At 33.1% G+C, this 18,037-nt stretch carries 19 protein-coding genes, 2 pseudogenes and 1 riboswitch; of the genes and pseudogenes, 16 read left to right on the top strand and 5 right to left on the bottom strand.

What is annotated here, in order from left to right; all coding sequences use genetic code 11:
• Positions 1–11 precede the first annotated feature (11 nt).
• The 10 genes from RCG18_RS22775 (at position 12) to RCG18_RS22730 (ending at position 7,346) form a co-directional block, all read left to right on the top strand.
• The gene (locus RCG18_RS22775) at positions 12–314 is read left to right on the top strand and encodes a BMC domain-containing protein (protein WP_211140968.1); all 303 of its coding nucleotides are present in this window, start codon (positions 12–14) and stop codon (positions 312–314) included.
• The gene (locus RCG18_RS22770) at positions 311–574 is read left to right on the top strand and encodes a EutN/CcmL family microcompartment protein (RefSeq protein ID WP_308038275.1); all 264 of its coding nucleotides are present in this window, start codon (positions 311–313) and stop codon (positions 572–574) included. Before RCG18_RS22775 ends, RCG18_RS22770 begins: the two co-directional genes overlap by 4 nt.
• Before the next feature lie 62 nt (positions 575–636).
• Positions 637–1,965 carry a 4Fe-4S dicluster domain-containing protein gene (locus tag RCG18_RS22765; RefSeq protein ID WP_308038274.1) on the top strand — a complete coding sequence of 443 codons (1,329 nt, stop codon included), beginning with the start codon at positions 637–639 and terminating at the stop codon, positions 1,963–1,965.
• Between the two features lies 1 nt (position 1,966).
• Positions 1,967–2,515: a BMC domain-containing protein gene (locus RCG18_RS22760; protein WP_308038273.1), complete on the top strand. Its 549-nt coding sequence runs from the start codon at positions 1,967–1,969 to the stop codon at positions 2,513–2,515.
• A 97-nt stretch (positions 2,516–2,612) separates the two neighbouring features.
• The gene (locus RCG18_RS22755; protein ID WP_308038272.1) at positions 2,613–3,284 is read left to right on the top strand and encodes a cupin domain-containing protein; all 672 of its coding nucleotides are present in this window, start codon (positions 2,613–2,615) and stop codon (positions 3,282–3,284) included.
• Between the two features lie 190 nt (positions 3,285–3,474).
• Positions 3,475–4,185 (top strand): BMC domain-containing protein, encoded by a 711-nt coding sequence (locus tag RCG18_RS22750; protein WP_308038271.1) that lies wholly within the window; start codon positions 3,475–3,477, stop codon positions 4,183–4,185.
• Between the two features lie 34 nt (positions 4,186–4,219).
• Positions 4,220–5,812, top strand: coding sequence for an acetaldehyde dehydrogenase (acetylating) (locus tag RCG18_RS22745; RefSeq protein ID WP_308038270.1), 1,593 nt, complete (start codon positions 4,220–4,222; stop codon positions 5,810–5,812).
• Positions 5,812–6,462 carry a phosphate propanoyltransferase gene (locus tag RCG18_RS22740; RefSeq protein WP_308038269.1) on the top strand — a complete coding sequence of 217 codons (651 nt, stop codon included), beginning with the start codon at positions 5,812–5,814 and terminating at the stop codon, positions 6,460–6,462. The genes RCG18_RS22745 and RCG18_RS22740 overlap by 1 nt, the downstream gene beginning before the upstream one ends.
• A gap of 74 nt (positions 6,463–6,536) precedes the next feature.
• Positions 6,537–6,827: an ethanolamine utilization microcompartment protein EutM gene (gene eutM / locus RCG18_RS22735; protein ID WP_308038268.1), complete on the top strand. Its 291-nt coding sequence runs from the start codon at positions 6,537–6,539 to the stop codon at positions 6,825–6,827.
• A gap of 204 nt (positions 6,828–7,031) precedes the next feature.
• Positions 7,032–7,346 (top strand): phage integrase N-terminal SAM-like domain-containing protein, encoded by a 315-nt coding sequence (locus tag RCG18_RS22730; protein WP_308038267.1) that lies wholly within the window; start codon positions 7,032–7,034, stop codon positions 7,344–7,346.
• A 64-nt stretch (positions 7,347–7,410) separates the two neighbouring features.
• On the opposite strand, the pseudogene RCG18_RS22725 reads toward RCG18_RS22730, so the two are convergent.
• Positions 7,411–7,521 (bottom strand): annotated as a pseudogene (locus RCG18_RS22725) (asparagine synthase); the annotation flags it as partial.
• Positions 7,514–8,380 carry a cation diffusion facilitator family transporter gene (locus RCG18_RS22720; protein ID WP_308038266.1) on the bottom strand — a complete coding sequence of 289 codons (867 nt, stop codon included), beginning with the start codon at positions 8,378–8,380 and terminating at the stop codon, positions 7,514–7,516. The pseudogene RCG18_RS22725 and the gene RCG18_RS22720, both read right to left, overlap by 8 nt.
• Before the next feature lie 768 nt (positions 8,381–9,148).
• Between RCG18_RS22720 and RCG18_RS22715 the strand changes: the two genes are divergently transcribed.
• From RCG18_RS22715 to RCG18_RS22705, 3 genes are all read left to right on the top strand, one after another.
• Positions 9,149–10,321, top strand: a complete 1,173-nt coding sequence (locus RCG18_RS22715) for a phosphopentomutase (protein WP_308038265.1) — start codon at positions 9,149–9,151, stop codon at positions 10,319–10,321.
• 25 nt (positions 10,322–10,346) lie between these two features.
• The gene (locus tag RCG18_RS22710) at positions 10,347–11,165 is read left to right on the top strand and encodes a purine-nucleoside phosphorylase (protein WP_308038264.1); all 819 of its coding nucleotides are present in this window, start codon (positions 10,347–10,349) and stop codon (positions 11,163–11,165) included.
• A 246-nt stretch (positions 11,166–11,411) separates the two neighbouring features.
• Positions 11,412–12,614, top strand: coding sequence for an MFS transporter (locus RCG18_RS22705; protein WP_308038263.1), 1,203 nt, complete (start codon positions 11,412–11,414; stop codon positions 12,612–12,614).
• Positions 12,615–12,685: 71 nt separating this feature from the next.
• On the opposite strand, the gene crcB (RCG18_RS22700) is transcribed toward RCG18_RS22705, so the two are convergent.
• The 3 genes and pseudogenes from crcB (RCG18_RS22700) to RCG18_RS22690 form a co-directional block, all read right to left on the bottom strand.
• Positions 12,686–13,042, bottom strand: coding sequence for a fluoride efflux transporter CrcB (gene crcB / locus RCG18_RS22700; protein WP_308038262.1), 357 nt, complete (start codon positions 13,040–13,042; stop codon positions 12,686–12,688).
• A 27-nt stretch (positions 13,043–13,069) separates the two neighbouring features.
• Positions 13,070–13,482: pseudogene (gene crcB, locus RCG18_RS22695) on the bottom strand (fluoride efflux transporter CrcB).
• Positions 13,483–13,538: 56 nt separating this feature from the next.
• Positions 13,539–13,597: riboswitch (Fluoride riboswitch) on the bottom strand.
• Positions 13,598–13,636: 39 nt separating this feature from the next.
• A complete protein-coding gene (locus RCG18_RS22690) occupies positions 13,637–14,143 on the bottom strand; it encodes a hypothetical protein (RefSeq protein WP_308038261.1) in 507 nt (168 codons plus the stop codon).
• Between the two features lie 306 nt (positions 14,144–14,449).
• Here RCG18_RS22690 and recQ point away from each other — a divergent pair, with 306 nt between their 5' ends.
• The 3 genes from recQ to RCG18_RS22675 all read left to right on the top strand — a co-directional run bounded on the left by recQ (position 14,450) and on the right by RCG18_RS22675 (position 17,975).
• Complete coding sequence (recQ, locus tag RCG18_RS22685) at positions 14,450–16,048, top strand: DNA helicase RecQ (protein ID WP_308038260.1); 1,599 nt, start codon at positions 14,450–14,452, stop codon at positions 16,046–16,048.
• 52 nt (positions 16,049–16,100) lie between these two features.
• Positions 16,101–16,226: an HRDC domain-containing protein gene (locus RCG18_RS22680; protein WP_308038259.1), complete on the top strand. Its 126-nt coding sequence runs from the start codon at positions 16,101–16,103 to the stop codon at positions 16,224–16,226.
• A gap of 411 nt (positions 16,227–16,637) precedes the next feature.
• On the top strand, positions 16,638–17,975 hold the full coding sequence (locus RCG18_RS22675) for an MATE family efflux transporter (protein WP_308038258.1): 1,338 nt from the start codon (positions 16,638–16,640) through the stop codon (positions 17,973–17,975).
• Positions 17,976–18,037: the final 62 nt, after the last annotated feature.

Genomic DNA, 18,037 nt, shown 5'->3' with positions numbered 1-18,037 from the left:
GGAGTTTAAAAGTGGATTTTAGAATTATAAAATCACCTTCCCCAAGCACTAAAGATATTCTTAGAAGAAGAATGGGTGGAAATTGTAAAACGGACTTAGACAGCAGTGATGCAATAGGACTTGTACAAGGCAAACTTATTGATATGATTTATGCTGCAGATATTGCTGAGAAAGCTGTTGGAGTTACCGTTGAAGATATTAGAGGATTATGCCCTCAGCATATGGTTCTAATTGGGATTTTTGGTGACACAGCATCCGTTGAAGCTGCATTAAATGAGATTAAATTAAAAATGAAAGAGGTAAAAGCAATATGATAGCAGCAAGACTTATTGATACTGTATGGGCAACTAGAAAAGCAGAAACACTTAATGGGCTTAAATTTATGCTTGCAGAGGAAATTGGTGGAACAGATTCAGGAAGAAGATTTATTGTTGTGGATAACATTAGTGCTGGTATCGGTGATAGAGTTATAGTTACTACTGGATCTTCTGCTCGAAGAATGTTAGGAAATGACGATATTCCTGTAGATGCAGTTGTTGTTGGAATAATTGATGCAGATTGTAATTTTGGATAAGTTCTGTATTCATAAGAATTAATAATTCCTATGGATCATAGAGAACTGCAAGGGAGGTAAAAATGAATCTTCTTGAAATGGTGAGAGAAGCCGGCGTTATTGGTGCAGGTGGTGCAGGGTTTCCTACACATGCAAAGCTAACATCAAAATCGGAATATATACTTCTTAATGGAGCTGAGTGTGAACCTTTGCTGCGGGTGGATCAGCAGTTGATGGAGTTGTTTCCAGATGAAATAATTAAAGGATTTGAAGCAGCGGGAATATTAGTTGGAGCTAGAAAAGCTCTCATAGGTATTAAAGGAAAGCATAAAAAAGTGATTTCAATTCTGAAAGAAAGGATTGAGGCACTGCGGGTAGGCGATTTTGTTGAAGTAAAAGAGCTTCCAGATATTTATCCAGCAGGTGATGAACAGGTTCTGGTTTATGAACTTACAGGCAGAGTTGTTCCTGAAGCAGGTATTCCAATCCAGGTTGGATGCGTAGTAGTGAATTCAGAAACGGCATTAAATATTTACCATGCTTCCAAGGGAGAGCCGGTTACAGAAAAATATATCACAATTGCAGGAGATATTCCTAAACGATTGACCGTAAAGGTACCGATAGGAACACCTATTATAGATGTGTTAAAGCTTAGCGGAATAGAAAATTTTGATAACTATGCAGTTATTGATGGCGGACCTATGATGGGACCTGTGATGAGTAGTATAGATGGGTATATTACAAAGAAAAATAAGGGATTTGTAATTTTGAAAAAACAGCATTTTCTTATTCGTAGGAAATCTATGAATATAGAACAGACAAGAAGAGTAAATAGAGCTTCCTGTGAACAGTGCCGTATGTGTACAGATATGTGTCCTCGTTATCTTATTGGACATAATGTGCAGCCTCACAAGATGATGAGAGCTTTAAATTATGCATTAACAGATGTTGAAGAGCAGAAGAGTGCACAGCTATGCTGTCAATGTAATTTATGTGAATTGTTTTCATGTCCAGCAGGGCTTTATCCTAAATCTGCAAATCTCTATTTTAAAGGGAGATTGGCAGAACAGAATATAAGGTATAAACCGATGAAGTCAGAGTTCACTGCCAGCAAAAATCGTGAATATAGGTTGGTTCCAAGTAAGCGCCTTATAGCTAGACTAGGTTTGCATGATTTTGATGAGCCAGCTCCTATGATGGAAGTTGAAATAAAGCCTGAATTGGTGCATATTGCAAGGAGACAGCATGTAGGAGCACCTGCAGTGACTGTTGTTAATGCTGGTGATCATGTGGAGTTGGGACAGATAATAGGGAAAATTCCTGAAGAAAGTTTGGGTGCTGCAATTCACGCAAGCATTTCAGGAACTGTTGCGGAAAGTGGAAATGATTTTATTACTATAAGGAGGGACTGATATGGCGAAAGCAATAGGAATGGTTGAATTTACAAGTATTGCACGTGGTATATATGCAGCAGATCAGATGGTAAAAACCGCTGATGTGGAAATAGTAGCAGCTAGCTCTGTTTGTCCAGGTAAATATATTGCTATCATTCAAGGTGATGTTGCAGCGGTTCAGGATTCAGTCAGTGTTGGTGAAAGGTTGGCAGAAGAATTCTTGATTGATTCTATTATTATACCAAATGTCAGTCCTGAAGTATTCCCAGCAATAACAGGTGCAACAATGCCAGATAGAATTCAGGCTTTAGGAATTATAGAGTTTTTCTCCTTAGCAACTATGGTTATTGCTGCTGATGCAATTATGAAAGCTGCTGAATTACAGCCTTTAGAACTTCGCTTAGGAACAGGGCTGGGCGGTAAGTCGTTTTTCACCTTTACTGGAGATGTGGCTGCAGTTCAAACCGGTGTTGAAGCAGGAAAGGCTATTGCAGAACAAAAAGGTCTGCTGGTAAATGCTGAAGTTATACCTTCGGTGTCCGACAGATTGATAGAATCTCTGTTCTAATAAGCAGAGAACTCAAATCTTTGATTTGCAGTGAATCGCTTACTCATTCGACGAAAAGAGAAGGAGTTTCATTTATATAATGAAAGGAAGTGATAAATTGAAAAAATTAATATGTGCAAAAGATATTGAAGCATTAATATTAAAGGGAGAAAAAGTATTTTGTGTAGATGGTAGCGAAATAATTACGCCATCAGCTCAAGACCTTGCAAAAAACAACGGAATAGTATTTACTACAAAAGCTTTAGAACCTAAAGTACAGCAGGTTGATGCTAAAAAACCTCTAAGCATAGAGGGAATGGACAGCGAAATGATGATTAACATCTTTAAAGCAATGATGGACAAAGGTCTTTTAGAGCAAATGCTTGAATGCTTAAAAGGAAAGAGTCTTCCATATGAAGCTGATAAGGATTCTAGTGGACTTAAAGTTGTTAGAGGAAACTCAGTGAAAATGGATGTATTTGATACTGGTAATCCAGATAACAAAGTTTATTTTCAAGAACTAGTGAGTAAAGAAGAATCAAAAATGAGTGCTGGATTTTTAATTATTGAAAATTCAAAGTTTGATTGGGAGTTAACTTACGAAGAACTTGACTATGTTATTGAGGGAACTTTAACAGTAGAAATCAATGGGAAGACATATACAGCTCATGCTGGCGATGTGTTATTTGTACCATCTGGTTCTAAAGTAGTTTGGGGTTCACCAGATAAAGCTAGGGTGTTCTATGCAACTTATCCAGCAAACTGGGCGGATCTTTTATCCGATAACTAACCGCTCTAATATTTCCTCGCACTCTGTGAAAGCGACTATCACCAAATCGGAGAATTTGGGATATCTGCTTTTCTCCAAGAGGGAGTAAAGAGCGGCTACGCCCCTGGATTCGTTCGACTAAGAATCAGATGAGGTTGAAACCGCACCTGATTCAAGTCTTAACTTCATAGAAGACTAGGAGGATAAACCTATGCAAGCGCTTGGTTTAATAGAAACAAAAGGATTACTTGCGGCTATTGAGGCAGCTGATACGATGGTGAAATCAGCAGATGTAAGTATTATTGAAAAAACCTATGTAGGTGGCGGTCTTGTTACAATTTCAATAACAGGTGATGTAGGTGCAGTACAAGCATCTATAGAAGCTGGAGCAGCAGCTGTTAAAAAACTCCATGAAGAATTTTTAGTTTCACAGCATGTAATTCCACGTCCTCATCAGGAATTGGAAAGTATAATTGGACCTAAAAGCCCAGAGGACTCAGTATCTAGTGAAGATATAGATAATAAAGATGTAGAAAATGAAGACAGCCTAGATGATATAGAGGAAGCAAAAAACATAGAAAATGAAGGCAGCATAGATGAACAAGATGTAGAAGAAACAAAAGATGCAGAAGTAGAAGATGTAGAAAAAGCTGAAGATAATATTGAAAAAGATCAAGATACTTTAGATTCAGATAAAATTCATAGGGTAAATTTAGATAATCTACATAAAGATGATGTAGATGAGTTAGTAAGCAAAAATGGTATAGAGGAAGCTCTTTTCATGTTATCTAAGTTAAAAGTTGTTAAACTTAGAAATCTAGCTCGTGAATACAAAGATTTTGTAATTACAGGCAGAGCAATTTCAAAGGCAGATAAAAATTTATTAATTGCTAAATTTAAACTATATTATGAGAAAAAATAGCTATTGTTAAGGCTACGAAAGGAAGTATGAAACAATGGAAAACTTTGATAAGGATTTACGCTCAATACAGGAAGCTAGAAATCTTGCTAGGCTTGGAAAAGTAGCAGCTAATAAAATTGCTGATTATACTGAAGAGCAAATTGATAAAATTTTACGTAATATGGTTAGAGTTGCAGAAGAAAACGCTGTTTGTTTAGCTCAAATGGCAGTTGAAGAAACAGGTTTTGGTAAAGTTGAAGATAAGACTTTCAAAAATCAGTTAGCATCTACAATACTATATGATTCAATTAAAGATATGAAAACTATCGATGTAATTAAAGAAGACGAAGTAAATAAGCTTATAGAGCTTGCTGAACCAGTTGGTTTAGTTATGGGTATAGTACCTTCAACAAACCCAACTTCTACTACGATTTTCAAAGCTATGATTTCAATTAAGTCCCGTAACGCTATAGTGTTCTCACCACATCCATCTGCTGCAAAATGTACAATTAAAGCAGCTCAGTTGATGCATGATGCAGCTGTTGCCGCTGGTGCACCAGAGAACATTATAACTGCAGTAAGTATTCCAACAATTGGAGCTACAAATGAACTAATGAAGAGCAATGAAGTTGCTATAATAATAGCTACAGGTGGTCCAGGAATGGTTAAAGCTGCTTACAGTTCAGGAAAGCCAGCTCTTGGTGTTGGTGCAGGAAACTCTCCAGCATACATAGAAAGAACTGCTGATGTAGAAAAAGCTGTTAGAAACATTATGGCAAGTAAGACTTTCGATAATGGTACAATCTGTGCTTCAGAGCAATCAATAATCTGTGAAGAATGCAACGAAGCTAGAGTTATTGAAGAGTTCAAAAAGCAGGGTGGATACTTCATGACAAAAGAAGAAACTGATAAAGTTTGTAGATTGTTATTCAAAAATGGACATGCTATGAACGCTAAGTTTGTTGGAAGAAGCCCACAAGTTATTGCAAGTGCTGCAGGAATTAGTATTCCAGAAGGAACAAGAGTACTTATAGGAAGACAAAATGGAGTAGGAGAAGGTAATCCATTATCCTTCGAAAAACTTACAACAGTTCTTGGCTTCTATACAGTAAAAGATTGGCATGAAGCATGTGAGTTAAGTATTGCATTACTTCAAAATGGAATTGGTCACACAATGAGTCTTCATACTGAAGATAGAGATATAGTTATGAAGTTTGCTAAAAAGCCAGCTTCACGTATTCTTGTTAATACTGGTGGTACTCAAGGTGGAACAGGTGCAAGCACAGGACTTAACCCTTCCTTCACTTTAGGCTGCGGTACATGGGGAGGAAGCTCAGTATCTGAGAACGTTACTCCAGAACACCTTGTAAACATTAAGAGAGTTGCTTATGGTATAAAAGATTGTGCAGCATTAGCGGCGAATACTCCAGCCACAAACTGTGCAAAAACTACTGAATGTTATATTGGAGCTCAAAACTCATTTATGAACATGAGCCCAGCTCAAATTGCAGCGGCTGCAGCAGCTTTAACTAAGGCTAATGACTGTGGTAAAAACACTAATACTTGCGCTAGCAATGAAGGTTTAAAAAATGATGAAATTGCAGACTTAGTTAACCAAATAGTTGCCGCTATTAAGGGGGCAAACTAATGGAAAATTATGAAGCAGTATTAAAGCTTTTACTAGAAGCTGTAAAAGCTAATGGAGCAAATACTGTATCTCAGGTAAATTTATCTGAGATTCCAGTAGGGGTTTCTAATAGACATTTACATCTTTCAGAAAAGGATTTAGAAGCTCTATTTGGTAAGGGCTATCAGCCTGTGAAACTTAAAGATCTATCTCAACCTGGACAATACGCTTGCAAGGAAACTGTAACAATTTGTGGACCAAAAGGTGCAATTGAAAAAGTTAGAATTCTTGGACCTGTAAGAAGTAAGACTCAAGTTGAAGTATTAGCTGGAGACTGCGTTAAACTTGGAACAGTTCCACATGTAAGATTGTCTGGAGATTTAAGCAGAACAGCTGGAGTTACATTAGTTGGACCAAAAGGTTCTGTTCAAATTGAAGAAGGATTAGTAGTTGCACAAAGACATATTCACATGACACCTGAAGATGCTAAAAATTTAGGAGTACATGATGGAGAGGTAGTATCAATAAAGTTTGATGATTTAAGAGGTGGAATATATAGCAATGTAGCTATTAGAGCTAATGATGAATCAAAGCTTGAATGCCATCTTGATATCGAAGAAGCTAATGCAATGGGCATTAACTCAAAATCAAAAATAACAATAGTAAAATAAAAAACTAATAAAAATAAAAGTTTATAATTAAAAATTAAAATATAAAAATAAAAGATATTTAGGAGGATTTTAAAATGAAATATGATGCATTAGGAATGATCGAAACTAAAGGATTAGTAGGAGCTGTAGAGGCAGCAGATGCTATGGTTAAGGCAGCAAACGTATATTTAATAGGTAAAGAATATGTTGGAGGCGGACTTGTAACTGTTATGGTTAGAGGCGATGTTGGAGCTGTTAAAGCTGCTACAGATGCTGGTGCTGCTGCTGCACAACGTGTTGGAGAATTAATATCAGTTCACGTTATACCAAGACCACATTCAGAGGTTGAAGTAATTCTTCCATCAAATAAAGAAGTTGCAAAATAAGATTTTAATTAAACAATCAAAATTTTTATAAAAATGAGGCTGTCCCATTAAGAATAAATACTACAATATATTGTGTTAATTTTAAATTTGAAAAGCACTATGTTGTATTTTAATTCCTTAGTGAGACAGCCCCATTTTTATATCTTATAGGAAGTTAAAAATATTTTAGAAGTTTAAGTAATAGCAAAGGAGATGTGTGTATATATGATAGAGGAATTTGAAAAGTATCTGCTATACAAGGAGCATAAAAGTTTAAGTACAGTTAAGACATATTCAAGATGTGTTGAACAATTTATAAATTGGTACTATAGCGGCAAAAATGAAGAAATTTCGAAATTGGATAGGGAAATGAGTAAAGAGTACAAAGACTATTTAGTGCTCGTAGAGAAGCAAACAGCGCAGACTATAAATGTTAAACTCTGTGCATTAGCTATGCTTAGTAGGTTTTTCTATCATAAAAATCCGCCTAGGAATTATATTGTAAGAAAAAAATATAATAAACGTATTATTAATTGCTAAAATGTCCATTCGAATAAAGAAAAGCATGTAGTCTTTGCTTTAAACTACATGCTTTTACCTTCAATTACATCTCTATCTTAACCTTATACTCCTTAAGCGAGGGGTTAAACTGAATCAAATAAGCTAACAACTGAAAATCTCTCATAAGCTGGCCAAACCAAGGAGATTTATATGTTTTTTATAACAGAGAATGGCTCAGGATGTATGAGAACATAACTGTTTGGAAAAACATGTTTTATATCTCTTTCTATATGACTGCATATATTATGAGCCTGAGTCAATGAGTAACTTTCATTAAGCTTTAAATGAATGTCAATCTCTTTTTTCGGACCGCTTTTTCTTGTCCTTAGTCTATGATAACCTTTAATTTCATCATGTGAAGTAATGATTTCTAATATTTTATTTATATCTTCATCTGGAAGTCTGCTATCCACTAAGTCTTTTAGAGACTTTCTAGTTAAATCAATAGAAGTTTTTATAATCAAGAAAGCTACAAATATTGCAGTTAAGGAATCTATAATTTTTAGCCCCGTTAACTTAACTACAAGAAGGCCTAAAAATACTCCTGCAGTTGTTATTACATCCGTTAAAAGATGTAGTGCATCAGCTTCTAGTGCAATAGAATCGGTTTTTCTTGCTACATTTATTAACTTAGTAGATATTAAGAGGTTAACTATAGATGAAATAAACATTACCACCAAGCCTAATCCAACACTATCTATTGATGACCCATCTATAATTTTCTTTATTGCTTCTATAATAATAAAGGCAGCAGCGAAAAATATCAAAATGGCTTCCGCAAATCCAGATACATTTTCATATTTACCATATCCAAAAGGATGCTCATCATCTTCTATTTTTGATGCTTTTCTTATAGAAAAAAACGCTATAAAGCTAGCTAACAAGTCAATTGAAGAGTGAATAGCTTCTGATATAACACTTATAGAGCCTATAAGTATACCGGCAGTGAGCTTAAATATAATAAGTAAAGAATTTGATATAATAGATAAATAAGCAGCTTTTTCTTTGTCCATTTAATTATTGCCTCCTAAAGTTCAGTATTCCTAGTTATGTTTAATAATATCTAATTATTGAGAATCTTTGATAACAGTTTTAGTTTTATAAAAATACATTTATTATAATAATATAATATGTTCAATTGATAAATATGTGATAAATTCTAAGCTTATGCAGGCAACAAATTAGCTTATTTATCTAAGAAATTACTGAGAATTTAATTATCAAATGATAATTAAGAATAATTAACTTTGTATATCAATAGCATATAATATTAATTATCAGCTAATATTAATTATATGATTTTTCTATAAATTTGTTCTTGTTATTATATGATAGATGTCAGTATAAGTACTTAATTAAAAACACCAATATAGTTTATTTAACTTAACTAAAATCATTCATAATTATTATATTGTTAAGTTAGAAAATTTTTTAAAACAACATATTGAACTTTGGCATAATATGTTGTATATTTAGTATGTAAGCGCTAACATATTTTGAATATAAAATAATACTGATAGCTTTAACAAGTTAAATAAATTGTTAATTCATTTTGATACAATTTAGCAATGAAAATAAAAAAGTTAATATATAAAGATATAAAGCCAAATGTGAATTTACTTAAATTCACATTTTATAATAAGCATTGTGAAAGCGATTTCACATATTACGTATGAACAACATGTATGATTTAAAATTATATATAGTAAAATTTTAAAAAATAAGGAGGTGAAATACTGATTTTTAAAATAATATAATTAATTTAAAAATCAGTAAGAGATATGGTAGATAGAGTTATATGGATAGTGCTAGACAGTGTTGGCATGGGTGAAATGTATGATGCTGATAAATATGGTGATATTGGCTGTAATACAATTGGAAATGTATCAAAGGTACTAGGAGGATTAAAACTTCCTAACTTAGAAAAACTAGGACTTGGAAATATTGATAATATAAAAGGAGTTAATAAGGCAGAAAGTTCATTAGGTTGTTATGCTCGCTTAGCTGAAGCATCAAACGGAAAGGATACAACAACAGGGCATTGGGAGATGGCAGGTGTAGTATCAAAACAACCTTTTCCAACATATCCCAATGGATTTCCAAGAGAAATTGTTGAAGCCTTTGAAAGTGCCATTGGAAGAAAAATGATAGGTAATAAGCCTGCCTCAGGAACTGCAATATTAGACGAGCTTGGTGAAGAACATATGAAGACTGGCTATCCTATAGTTTATACATCAGCAGATAGTGTATTCCAGATTGCTGCCCATGAAGATATTGTACCTCTTGATGAGTTGTATAAAATGTGCGAAACAGCAAGAAAAATGCTTAAAGGTGAACATGCAGTGGCTAGAGTAATTGCTAGGCCATTTATTGGACAACCAGGTAGCTTTTCAAGAACTGCCAATAGAAGGGACTTTTCATTAATACCGCCACATGATACTCTGCTTGATGTTCTAAAAAATAATGATTTGCATGTAATGGCCGTGGGAAAAATAGAAGATATATTCTGTGGTAAAGGTATTACAGAAGCAATTCATACAAAAGATAATATGGATGGAGTAGATCAAACCTTAAATTATATGAAGCAAAATAAAAGAGGATTGATATTTACAAATCTAGTTGACTTTGATATGAAGTGGGGACATCGTAATGATCCAGAAGCTTATGGGAAAGGCTTAGAGGCTTTTGACTCAAGACTTCCAGAAATACTTAAAGAAATGAGAGATTCAGATATTTTGATGATCACTGCTGATCACGGTTGTGATCCTACTACACCAGGAACAGACCATACGAGAGAGTATGTACCTTTTATAGCTTATGGTAAAGCTTTAAGATCCAATACTAACCTTGGTACAAGAAGTAGCTTTGCTGATATTGGGCAAACTATTGCTGAAATTTTTTCTTTAGGAAAAATTAAAAATGGAGAAAGTTTTTTAAAAGAAATTTTAAAATAAAATTTAATATTAAGGAGTAGATGACATGAGTTATGAATTAAAAATTAAAGAAGCAGCAAATTTTATTTTAGAAAAAACAAAATATAAGCCGCAAATAGGCCTTATTTTAGGGTCAGGTCTTGGCGCAATTGCAGATCAAATAGAGAATCCAGAATTTTATCCTTATAGTGAATTACCTCACTTTCCAGTATCAACTGTTCAAGGACACGCTGGTCGTTTAGTTGTGGGAACTTTAGAAGGAAAAACAGTGGTAGCTATGCAGGGAAGATTCCATTACTATGAGGGATATGATATACAAGAAGTTATATTTCCAGTTCGTGTTATGAAGGCACTAGGCATTGAAACTTTAATTGTTACAAATGCTGCTGGTGCTGCAAATACAGATTTTAAGCCTGGAGATCTAATGATTATAAAGGATCATCTCAACCTATCAGGAACTAATCCATTAATAGGCAAAAACTTAGATGAATTTGGTCCTCGTTTCCCTGATATGTCAAATGCATATAATAAAGATTTAAGAAATAAGGTTAAGGGTATAGCTGAAAAGTTAAATATACCAGTTCAAGAGGGAGTATATGCTTGGTTTAGTGGACCTACTTATGAAACACCTGCTGAAGTAAGAATGGCACGTATTTTAGGTGCAGATGCAGTTGGTATGTCAACTGTTCCAGAGGTAATTATAGCAAACCACAGCGGAATAAAGGTTATAGGTGTTTCCTGTCTTACAAATATGGCAGCAGGAATATTAGAGCAACCTTTGAGTCACACTGAAGTAATGGAAACTTCAGAAATAGCAAGAGAAAAGTTCATCAACCTTATGAAAAATATCGTAAGAGAAGTATAATCATTATTTAAAATGGTCACTTTGGTTAATAATGTAAAGTGGCCATTTTAAAAGCTTTATCCGATGACTACCCGCTCTAATACTCCCGCTTCTCCAAGCGGGAGTAAAGAGCGGCTACGTCCCTGGATAACGATTTCTAAGCATCAGGTGGAGTTAAAACTCCATCTGATGTCAAGAACTCTGTTTATATAATAATCAGTAATTATATTGAATATATTAATGTACAGTTATAAATGAGGAGGAAAAATGAATTCAAGAGAGAGAAATAGTATTTTTATAGCAGATTTCATTGTACCATTTTTATCAATATTCGGTGTAGTTATGTTTTTCCCAATATTGCCTACTCTTCAAAAGATATTTGGTGTTACAATAAGTCAGGTTTCATGGTTACCAAACATAGGATACTTAGTGATGATTTTGTTTTCTCCAGTAGTAGGCTCTCTTATAAAGAAAACTGGAACAAAACCGTTGCTATTAACATTTGTATTCTTATGGATACTTGGAATTTCCGTAGAAATACTTTCAATAACTATAATAAAATATCCTTTATTTGTATTTGGAAGATTTATTGAAGCTTTAGGAGAGGCAGCATTTTTTCCATTAGTATTATCAATGAGTAAAGTTGCTTTAAGTAGCGAGGATCAAAAGAAAAGTTCAACCATTTTAGAGATTGGAGCTGCAGCTGGTGGACTTGTTGCCGCAATGATAACAGGAAGCTTTATTAATGAACCGATAAAGCTATTTTTAATACCAATCACTATTGGAATAATAGTATGGTTTTTCATCCTAATAAGTATTAAAAATGCTCACGAAAAGGTTGAAGAAAATTCTATTAGTGAAGATGTACCTAAGGATAATAAAAAGATATATATTAGCTTAGTATTGATGATATTTTCAGCACAAGCTATTTTTGGATCTATTCAGGTTTATTTAGCTTACTATATGGAAAGCTTTAAAGCTATCGGAAGTACTGGAAGAGTGCTATCCTTGGAGCAAATATTAGGTGTAGTTGGAACTATACTACCAGTAATTTTACTTAGAAAACTTTCATTTAAGGCAATAAGAAATTGTGTATATATCATATTTATAGTATCCGCCGTTGGAATCGCAATGCATTTATCACTAGGAATATCTATATTATTCTTAGCTCTTACAGCCCTATTTGTAGGAATAGCTTTCTCAACTTTAAATATTTTTCTTGCAAAATCAATTCATAGAAATGTTTCTAGGAAAATGTCGCTATATACAGCAATAAGATTCTCAGGTGGATTCCTAGTATCCCTTTTATGGGGAAGACTTATTGAACTTTATGCGGTTAGAGGATTTGATTATTCTGCAACCTTTAAAATTTTATATTTTAGCATGGCTATTTTTGCGCTTATTATAGTTGTAGTTTCTATGACTTTACAGAAGGACGAAAAAATGCTAGAAGAAACACTAAAAGAGTAGGAGTAAGGTGATAAATTCACTTTACTCCTATTAGGCATCTTTGACTTGTTATTTTCTTTTAGATGCCTTATTTAAAGCAATAATCCAAGCTTAAAGCCTATTTTATATCCAACAACACCTATTACAATTGACATTAATATATAGATAAATGCATTAAGTTTTTTATTACTTTCAAACAGATTAAAGCCTTCATACATAAATGTAGAAAATGTAGTATAAGCTCCGAGAAAACCATCTCCTAAAAATATATACATATTTTTACTTGCGCCAGCACTGCTTAATATTCCAAGTAGCAATGCTCCACTTATATTTATGAAAGCAGTTCCCAGCGGAAATTGCCTTTTACAGTGAGTAGATATAAATTTCCCTAGAGAATATCTTGTTATACTTCCCAATATTCCTCCAGTTCCAACTAATAAAAATTCCATAATTAACACCTCTTAATAGTACCTATTTTACTCATACTTATAAGCTTTTTTAGTTATTAATTTATATACAAACTCTCTTGCAACTACTACACCTAGATAGGCTGCAGCTATGCCAAGAAATACCGAATTTGTAAGATAGGTTACAGCGGAAAAATAATAGCCCTTATCTAAAAGTGTTACAGCTTCTTTACACATAGTTGAAAAAGTAGTGTATGCACCTAAAAAGCCAGTGCAAATTCCAAGCCTTATGTCTGAATTTATTTCCCAAACTTCTAATGCAGTTGTAGTTATTAATGCAAGAAGAAAACTTCCTATTACATTAATAAAAAGTATATTAAGGGGAACAATTTCTTTATAATTTTGTATTGGAACAGTTTTTATATAAAGTCTTAAAATAGCCCCAAAAAACCTCCTAATCCTATAAAAATATATTTTCTCACTTTATACATCTCCTCTTCATGCTTAGTATAACAAAAAACTCCTACTTTAATTCAGAATTAAAGTAGGAGCCATTAGCTTCCGCGATTAAAGGTGAGCTCCATCACCAAAAGTATTATACTATACTTTATACTATAAATACAAGCTTTATGAGTTTTATTTTAAAGACTCCAACGCTAAATCCAAACTTAGATTTGCTTCTTTCAGAAAATTATATTTAGCGTTTTGTAGGTTAATTACACTGTCCATATCATTTATAAGTGACGCGTAGTCATGTTTGTTTCCATCTGTTTTTATATTTTTTTTCATGCTATTGATATTTTGATCTAAAGTTTGTCCCTTGCTGACATACTGCTTAATTTCTTCGCTTAACTGCAAGGACACATTATAATCTTTAACCCTTAAGGATTTTATAGCCATATCTAAATCATTCTTTTTACTTTTGATTTCATATATTAATTCTTCATTATTATTTGTATTTTTTATAATTAAATTTTCTTTAGTTGTTATTTGTGGCATGTACTGTTGTACTTTAGAGTCATGATTTTTTAATAATTTAGAATTAAATAAAAAAAATCCTACAGATTTTGAATAGGCTGAGCATATGGGAATTAAAGAAACTAAGATGATGATTGCTATAGATTTTTTAATGCTTAAATTCATGTTGAGTATCTCCTTTATTGCAGTATTTAATATAAATCATATGTTTTAATTAAAAAAATATGTTGCTTTAAATATGAAACTCCTTCTCCTATCGTCGAATGAGTACTCGCTGAGTAAGCGATCATCTCAAAATCACAGATTTTGGGTGCCTGCTTATGAGTATAATTATTATTAATATATTCTAACATAAATTATGAAGTATAAAAATGAAATATATATTAAATTAAAATTAAAATTTATTGTTTATTTATGATATCATTTAAATGTTATAATATAGGTTGAGTAAATTCAGGAGGTCTTAACTTAATGCTAGATGAAGCTAGAAAATTACTTAAGAAATATTACGGATATAGTAGTTTTAGGAAAGGTCAGGAAAAGGTTATAGAAAGTATATTAAAGGGTGAAGATACTTTTGCCATAATGCCTACAGGAGCAGGCAAATCCATATGCTATCAAATACCTGCACTTCTTCTCCCAGGTATTACTATTGTAATATCACCTTTAATATCCCTTATGAAGGATCAGGTAGATTCTTTAAATAGTGCTGGTGTTAAGGCAACTTACATAAATAGTACATTAGATAATAACGAGATGGAGCAGAGAATTTTGCTGGCTCTAAGTGGCTATGCAAAGTTATTATATATATCGCCGGAAAGGTTGGAATCAGAGAACTTTTGTCAGCTGCTTAGAACAATAAATATATCAATGATAGCAATAGATGAGTCTCACTGTGTATCACAGTGGGGGCATGATTTTAGACCAAGTTATAGAACTATACAACCTCTAATTAAGAGCTTAACAGACAGGCCTGTTATTTCAGCTTTTACAGCTACAGCAACTAAAGAGGTAAAAGATGATGTTGTAAAACTTCTAGGGCTTAAAAATTCAAAGGTTTATACTACAGGCTTTGACCGTAAAAACCTATTCTTTTCTGTAGTTAGAGGAGAAAATAAAAAAGATTATTTGATAAAATATATAGAAGATAATAAAGATCAAGTAGGTATAATATATGCAGCAACAAGAAAGGAAGTTGACAGCATATATGAGTTACTAAAAGGTAAAGGCTATGCAGTAAGCAAATATCATGCAGGATTAAATGACTCTGAAAGGAGCAAGGCTCAAGAAGACTTTATATATGATAACGTAAATATTATAGTTGCAACTAATGCTTTTGGTATGGGTATTGATAAATCAAATGTTAGATATGTAATACACTATAGCATACCTAAAAATATGGAGGCATATTATCAAGAGGCAGGACGTGCTGGAAGAGATGGCGAAGCAAGTCAATGTATTTTATTATTTGGAGCTCAAGATATAATGCTACAGAAATTTTTAATCGAACAAAGCACCTCTTTAGAAGAAAGAAGATTAATGGAATACAGAAGACTTCAGCATATGGTTGATTATTGCCATACTACAAAATGTTTAAGAAAATATATTCTTGAATATTTTGAAGAAGAAAATGTTCAAGATTGCTGCGATAACTGCTGCAACTGTAAAGATGAAACGGAACTTTCAGATATAACTATTGATGCTCAAAAGATCTTTTCCTGTGTAGCTAGAATGAAGCAGAGGTTTGGAACTGTACTTGTATCTCAAGTGCTTAAAGGTTCAAAAGATCAGAAAGTTTCTGAATTTGGATTTAACAAGCTATCTACTTTTGGAATAATGAAAGGATACACTTTAAAGGAAATAAAGGACCTAATAAATGTACTAATTGCGGATGACTACTTAGGTCTTACAGAAAGTCAGTTCCCTGTAGTTAGATTAAAAGAAAAAGCTGTAGGTGTGCTTAAGGGTGAACAAAAGGTATATCATAAGACACAAAAACGAAAGAAAATAGCAGTAGAAGATAACTCATTATTTGTAGTGCTAAAATCATTAAGAAAAAGTATTTCCTGAGAGAGAGAATGTTCCACCTTATATTGTATTTTCAGATAGTACTTTACGAGAGATGAGTGAATATTGTCCCCTAGATGAAGAAGCTATGCTTAACATAAAAGGAGTAGGTGAAACTAAACTCAAAAAATATGGAGAGGAATTTTTACAGTCAATTAAAAGTTATGTAGACAATAAATAGTAATAACGTTTTGTGGATATCTATATAGGGTTACAAGGCCAAAAATTGACTTACACTCCGGGCTATGTTTCCAAGTTTCAGTCCGTTAAGCAGAGAGCCAAAATCGTAGGTTTTGTGCGAATCGGTTAAGCAGACATACAAAATCTTCGATTTTGATATGGTCGCTTACTCAGTGAGTACTCCTCTGACGTAAGGAGGAGGAGTTTCATATAAAAGTTTTTAAATCTACCTTCAGCTTTGGAAACATATCCCTTTGTGTAAGTCAATTTTCTAGTTTGTTTCCCTATAAAGTAAAAAAAGATTGGCAAAAAGTCCTCTGTTAAAAAATTTCTATATTAAAACCGCCATTAAATTAATATATTTAAGGATATAAGATTCAAAATCTTAAATGCATTAAAAGGCGGAAATAATATGTTAAGTAAAAATGTTGTAAAAGAGGTATTAAATATATCAATCCCAGCTATTGCTGAAGCGGCAGTTTACACATTAATGTCCATGTTTGATACGATGATTATCGGCAATTATGGTGGAAACAAGGCAGTAAGTGCCGTTGGAATAAGTAATGAGATTCTAAATACCTGTGTTGTAATATTTATTACTATAGGCCTTTCCATTGGAATAACTTCATTCGTTTCTAGAAGCATGGGGGCGCGAGATAAAAAAGAAGCAGAAGAATATGCATCTATAGGATTTATAATAGGAATTTTTCTTTCCTTTATACTATGTTATGGACTATTTATCTTCAGCAAAGAAATATTGCAAATAGCTGGAGCAAGAGGAGGAGTATTAGCTTTAAGCAATACTTATACTAAGATCACTATAGTTGCAATATTTTTCAATATGTTGATGAATATTATAAGTTCAATATTAAGAGGATATGGTAATACATATACGCCATTTGTAGCCTCCCTTATCGTTGCTTCTTTAAAGGTTGTCTTTGATTTGGTATTAATATTTGGAATTGCAGCTCCTAAAATGGGAGTGATAGGAGCTGCAGTTGCTTCGGTTATTTCTCAATTTTTTGGTTTTATATTTTTACTATTATATTTACTTATTAAATCTGAAGTTAAAATAAGACTAAGATATATGATAAAACTACATACAGGTAAAGTTAAGAACTTGCTATTTTTAGCTATACCTTCCTCTATGGAAGAAGCAGCATTTAGTACAAGCAGGTTGTTAGGTACCTTTATTATAATGCGTGCTGGCACTATTCCTTTTGCTGCAAATCAAATAGCAAATATAGTTGAATCTATGTCTTTTATGCCAGGCATGGGGTTTGGCACCGCTGCAACAACTTTAGTAGGGATGAAAATTGGAGAAAGAAATTACAAAAAAGCAAAGGAATACGGCTATGCCTGTGCATTTGGTGCTGTGATTATGATGGGTGTATTTGGAATAGTTTTTCTATTAATGCCTGGTTTTTTAGTGGATTTATTTGTAAATGAAGATGAGCGGAAAGTTGTATATTTAGCATCATTGTGCTTATTTATAGGTGCTTTTGAACAGCCATCAATAGCTTTATCATTAGTATTTGCTGGAGCGTTAAAAGGTGCTGGCGATGCTAAAAGTCCTTTTATTGTGTCTCTTCTCACAAGTTGGTTAATAAGAGTACCACTAATCTTCTACTTTATACGAATATTAAAATTATCCATTATTTATGTTTGGTGGATTACGGTTATCCAGTGGACAGTAGATGCAATATTAATGTTCATATACTTTGAAAAAAAGTTAAATAGGTTGAACTAGATAAATATTTAACAATGCAGTAACCTGTGTTACTGACTTTTTGGTTAACTTTTACTATAATT

This window comes from Clostridium sp. OS1-26 (assembly GCF_030915445.1).
Taxonomy (GTDB): Bacteria; Bacillota; Clostridia; order Clostridiales; family Clostridiaceae; genus Clostridium_AM.
This window is presented reverse-complemented; position numbering and strand designations above follow the sequence as displayed.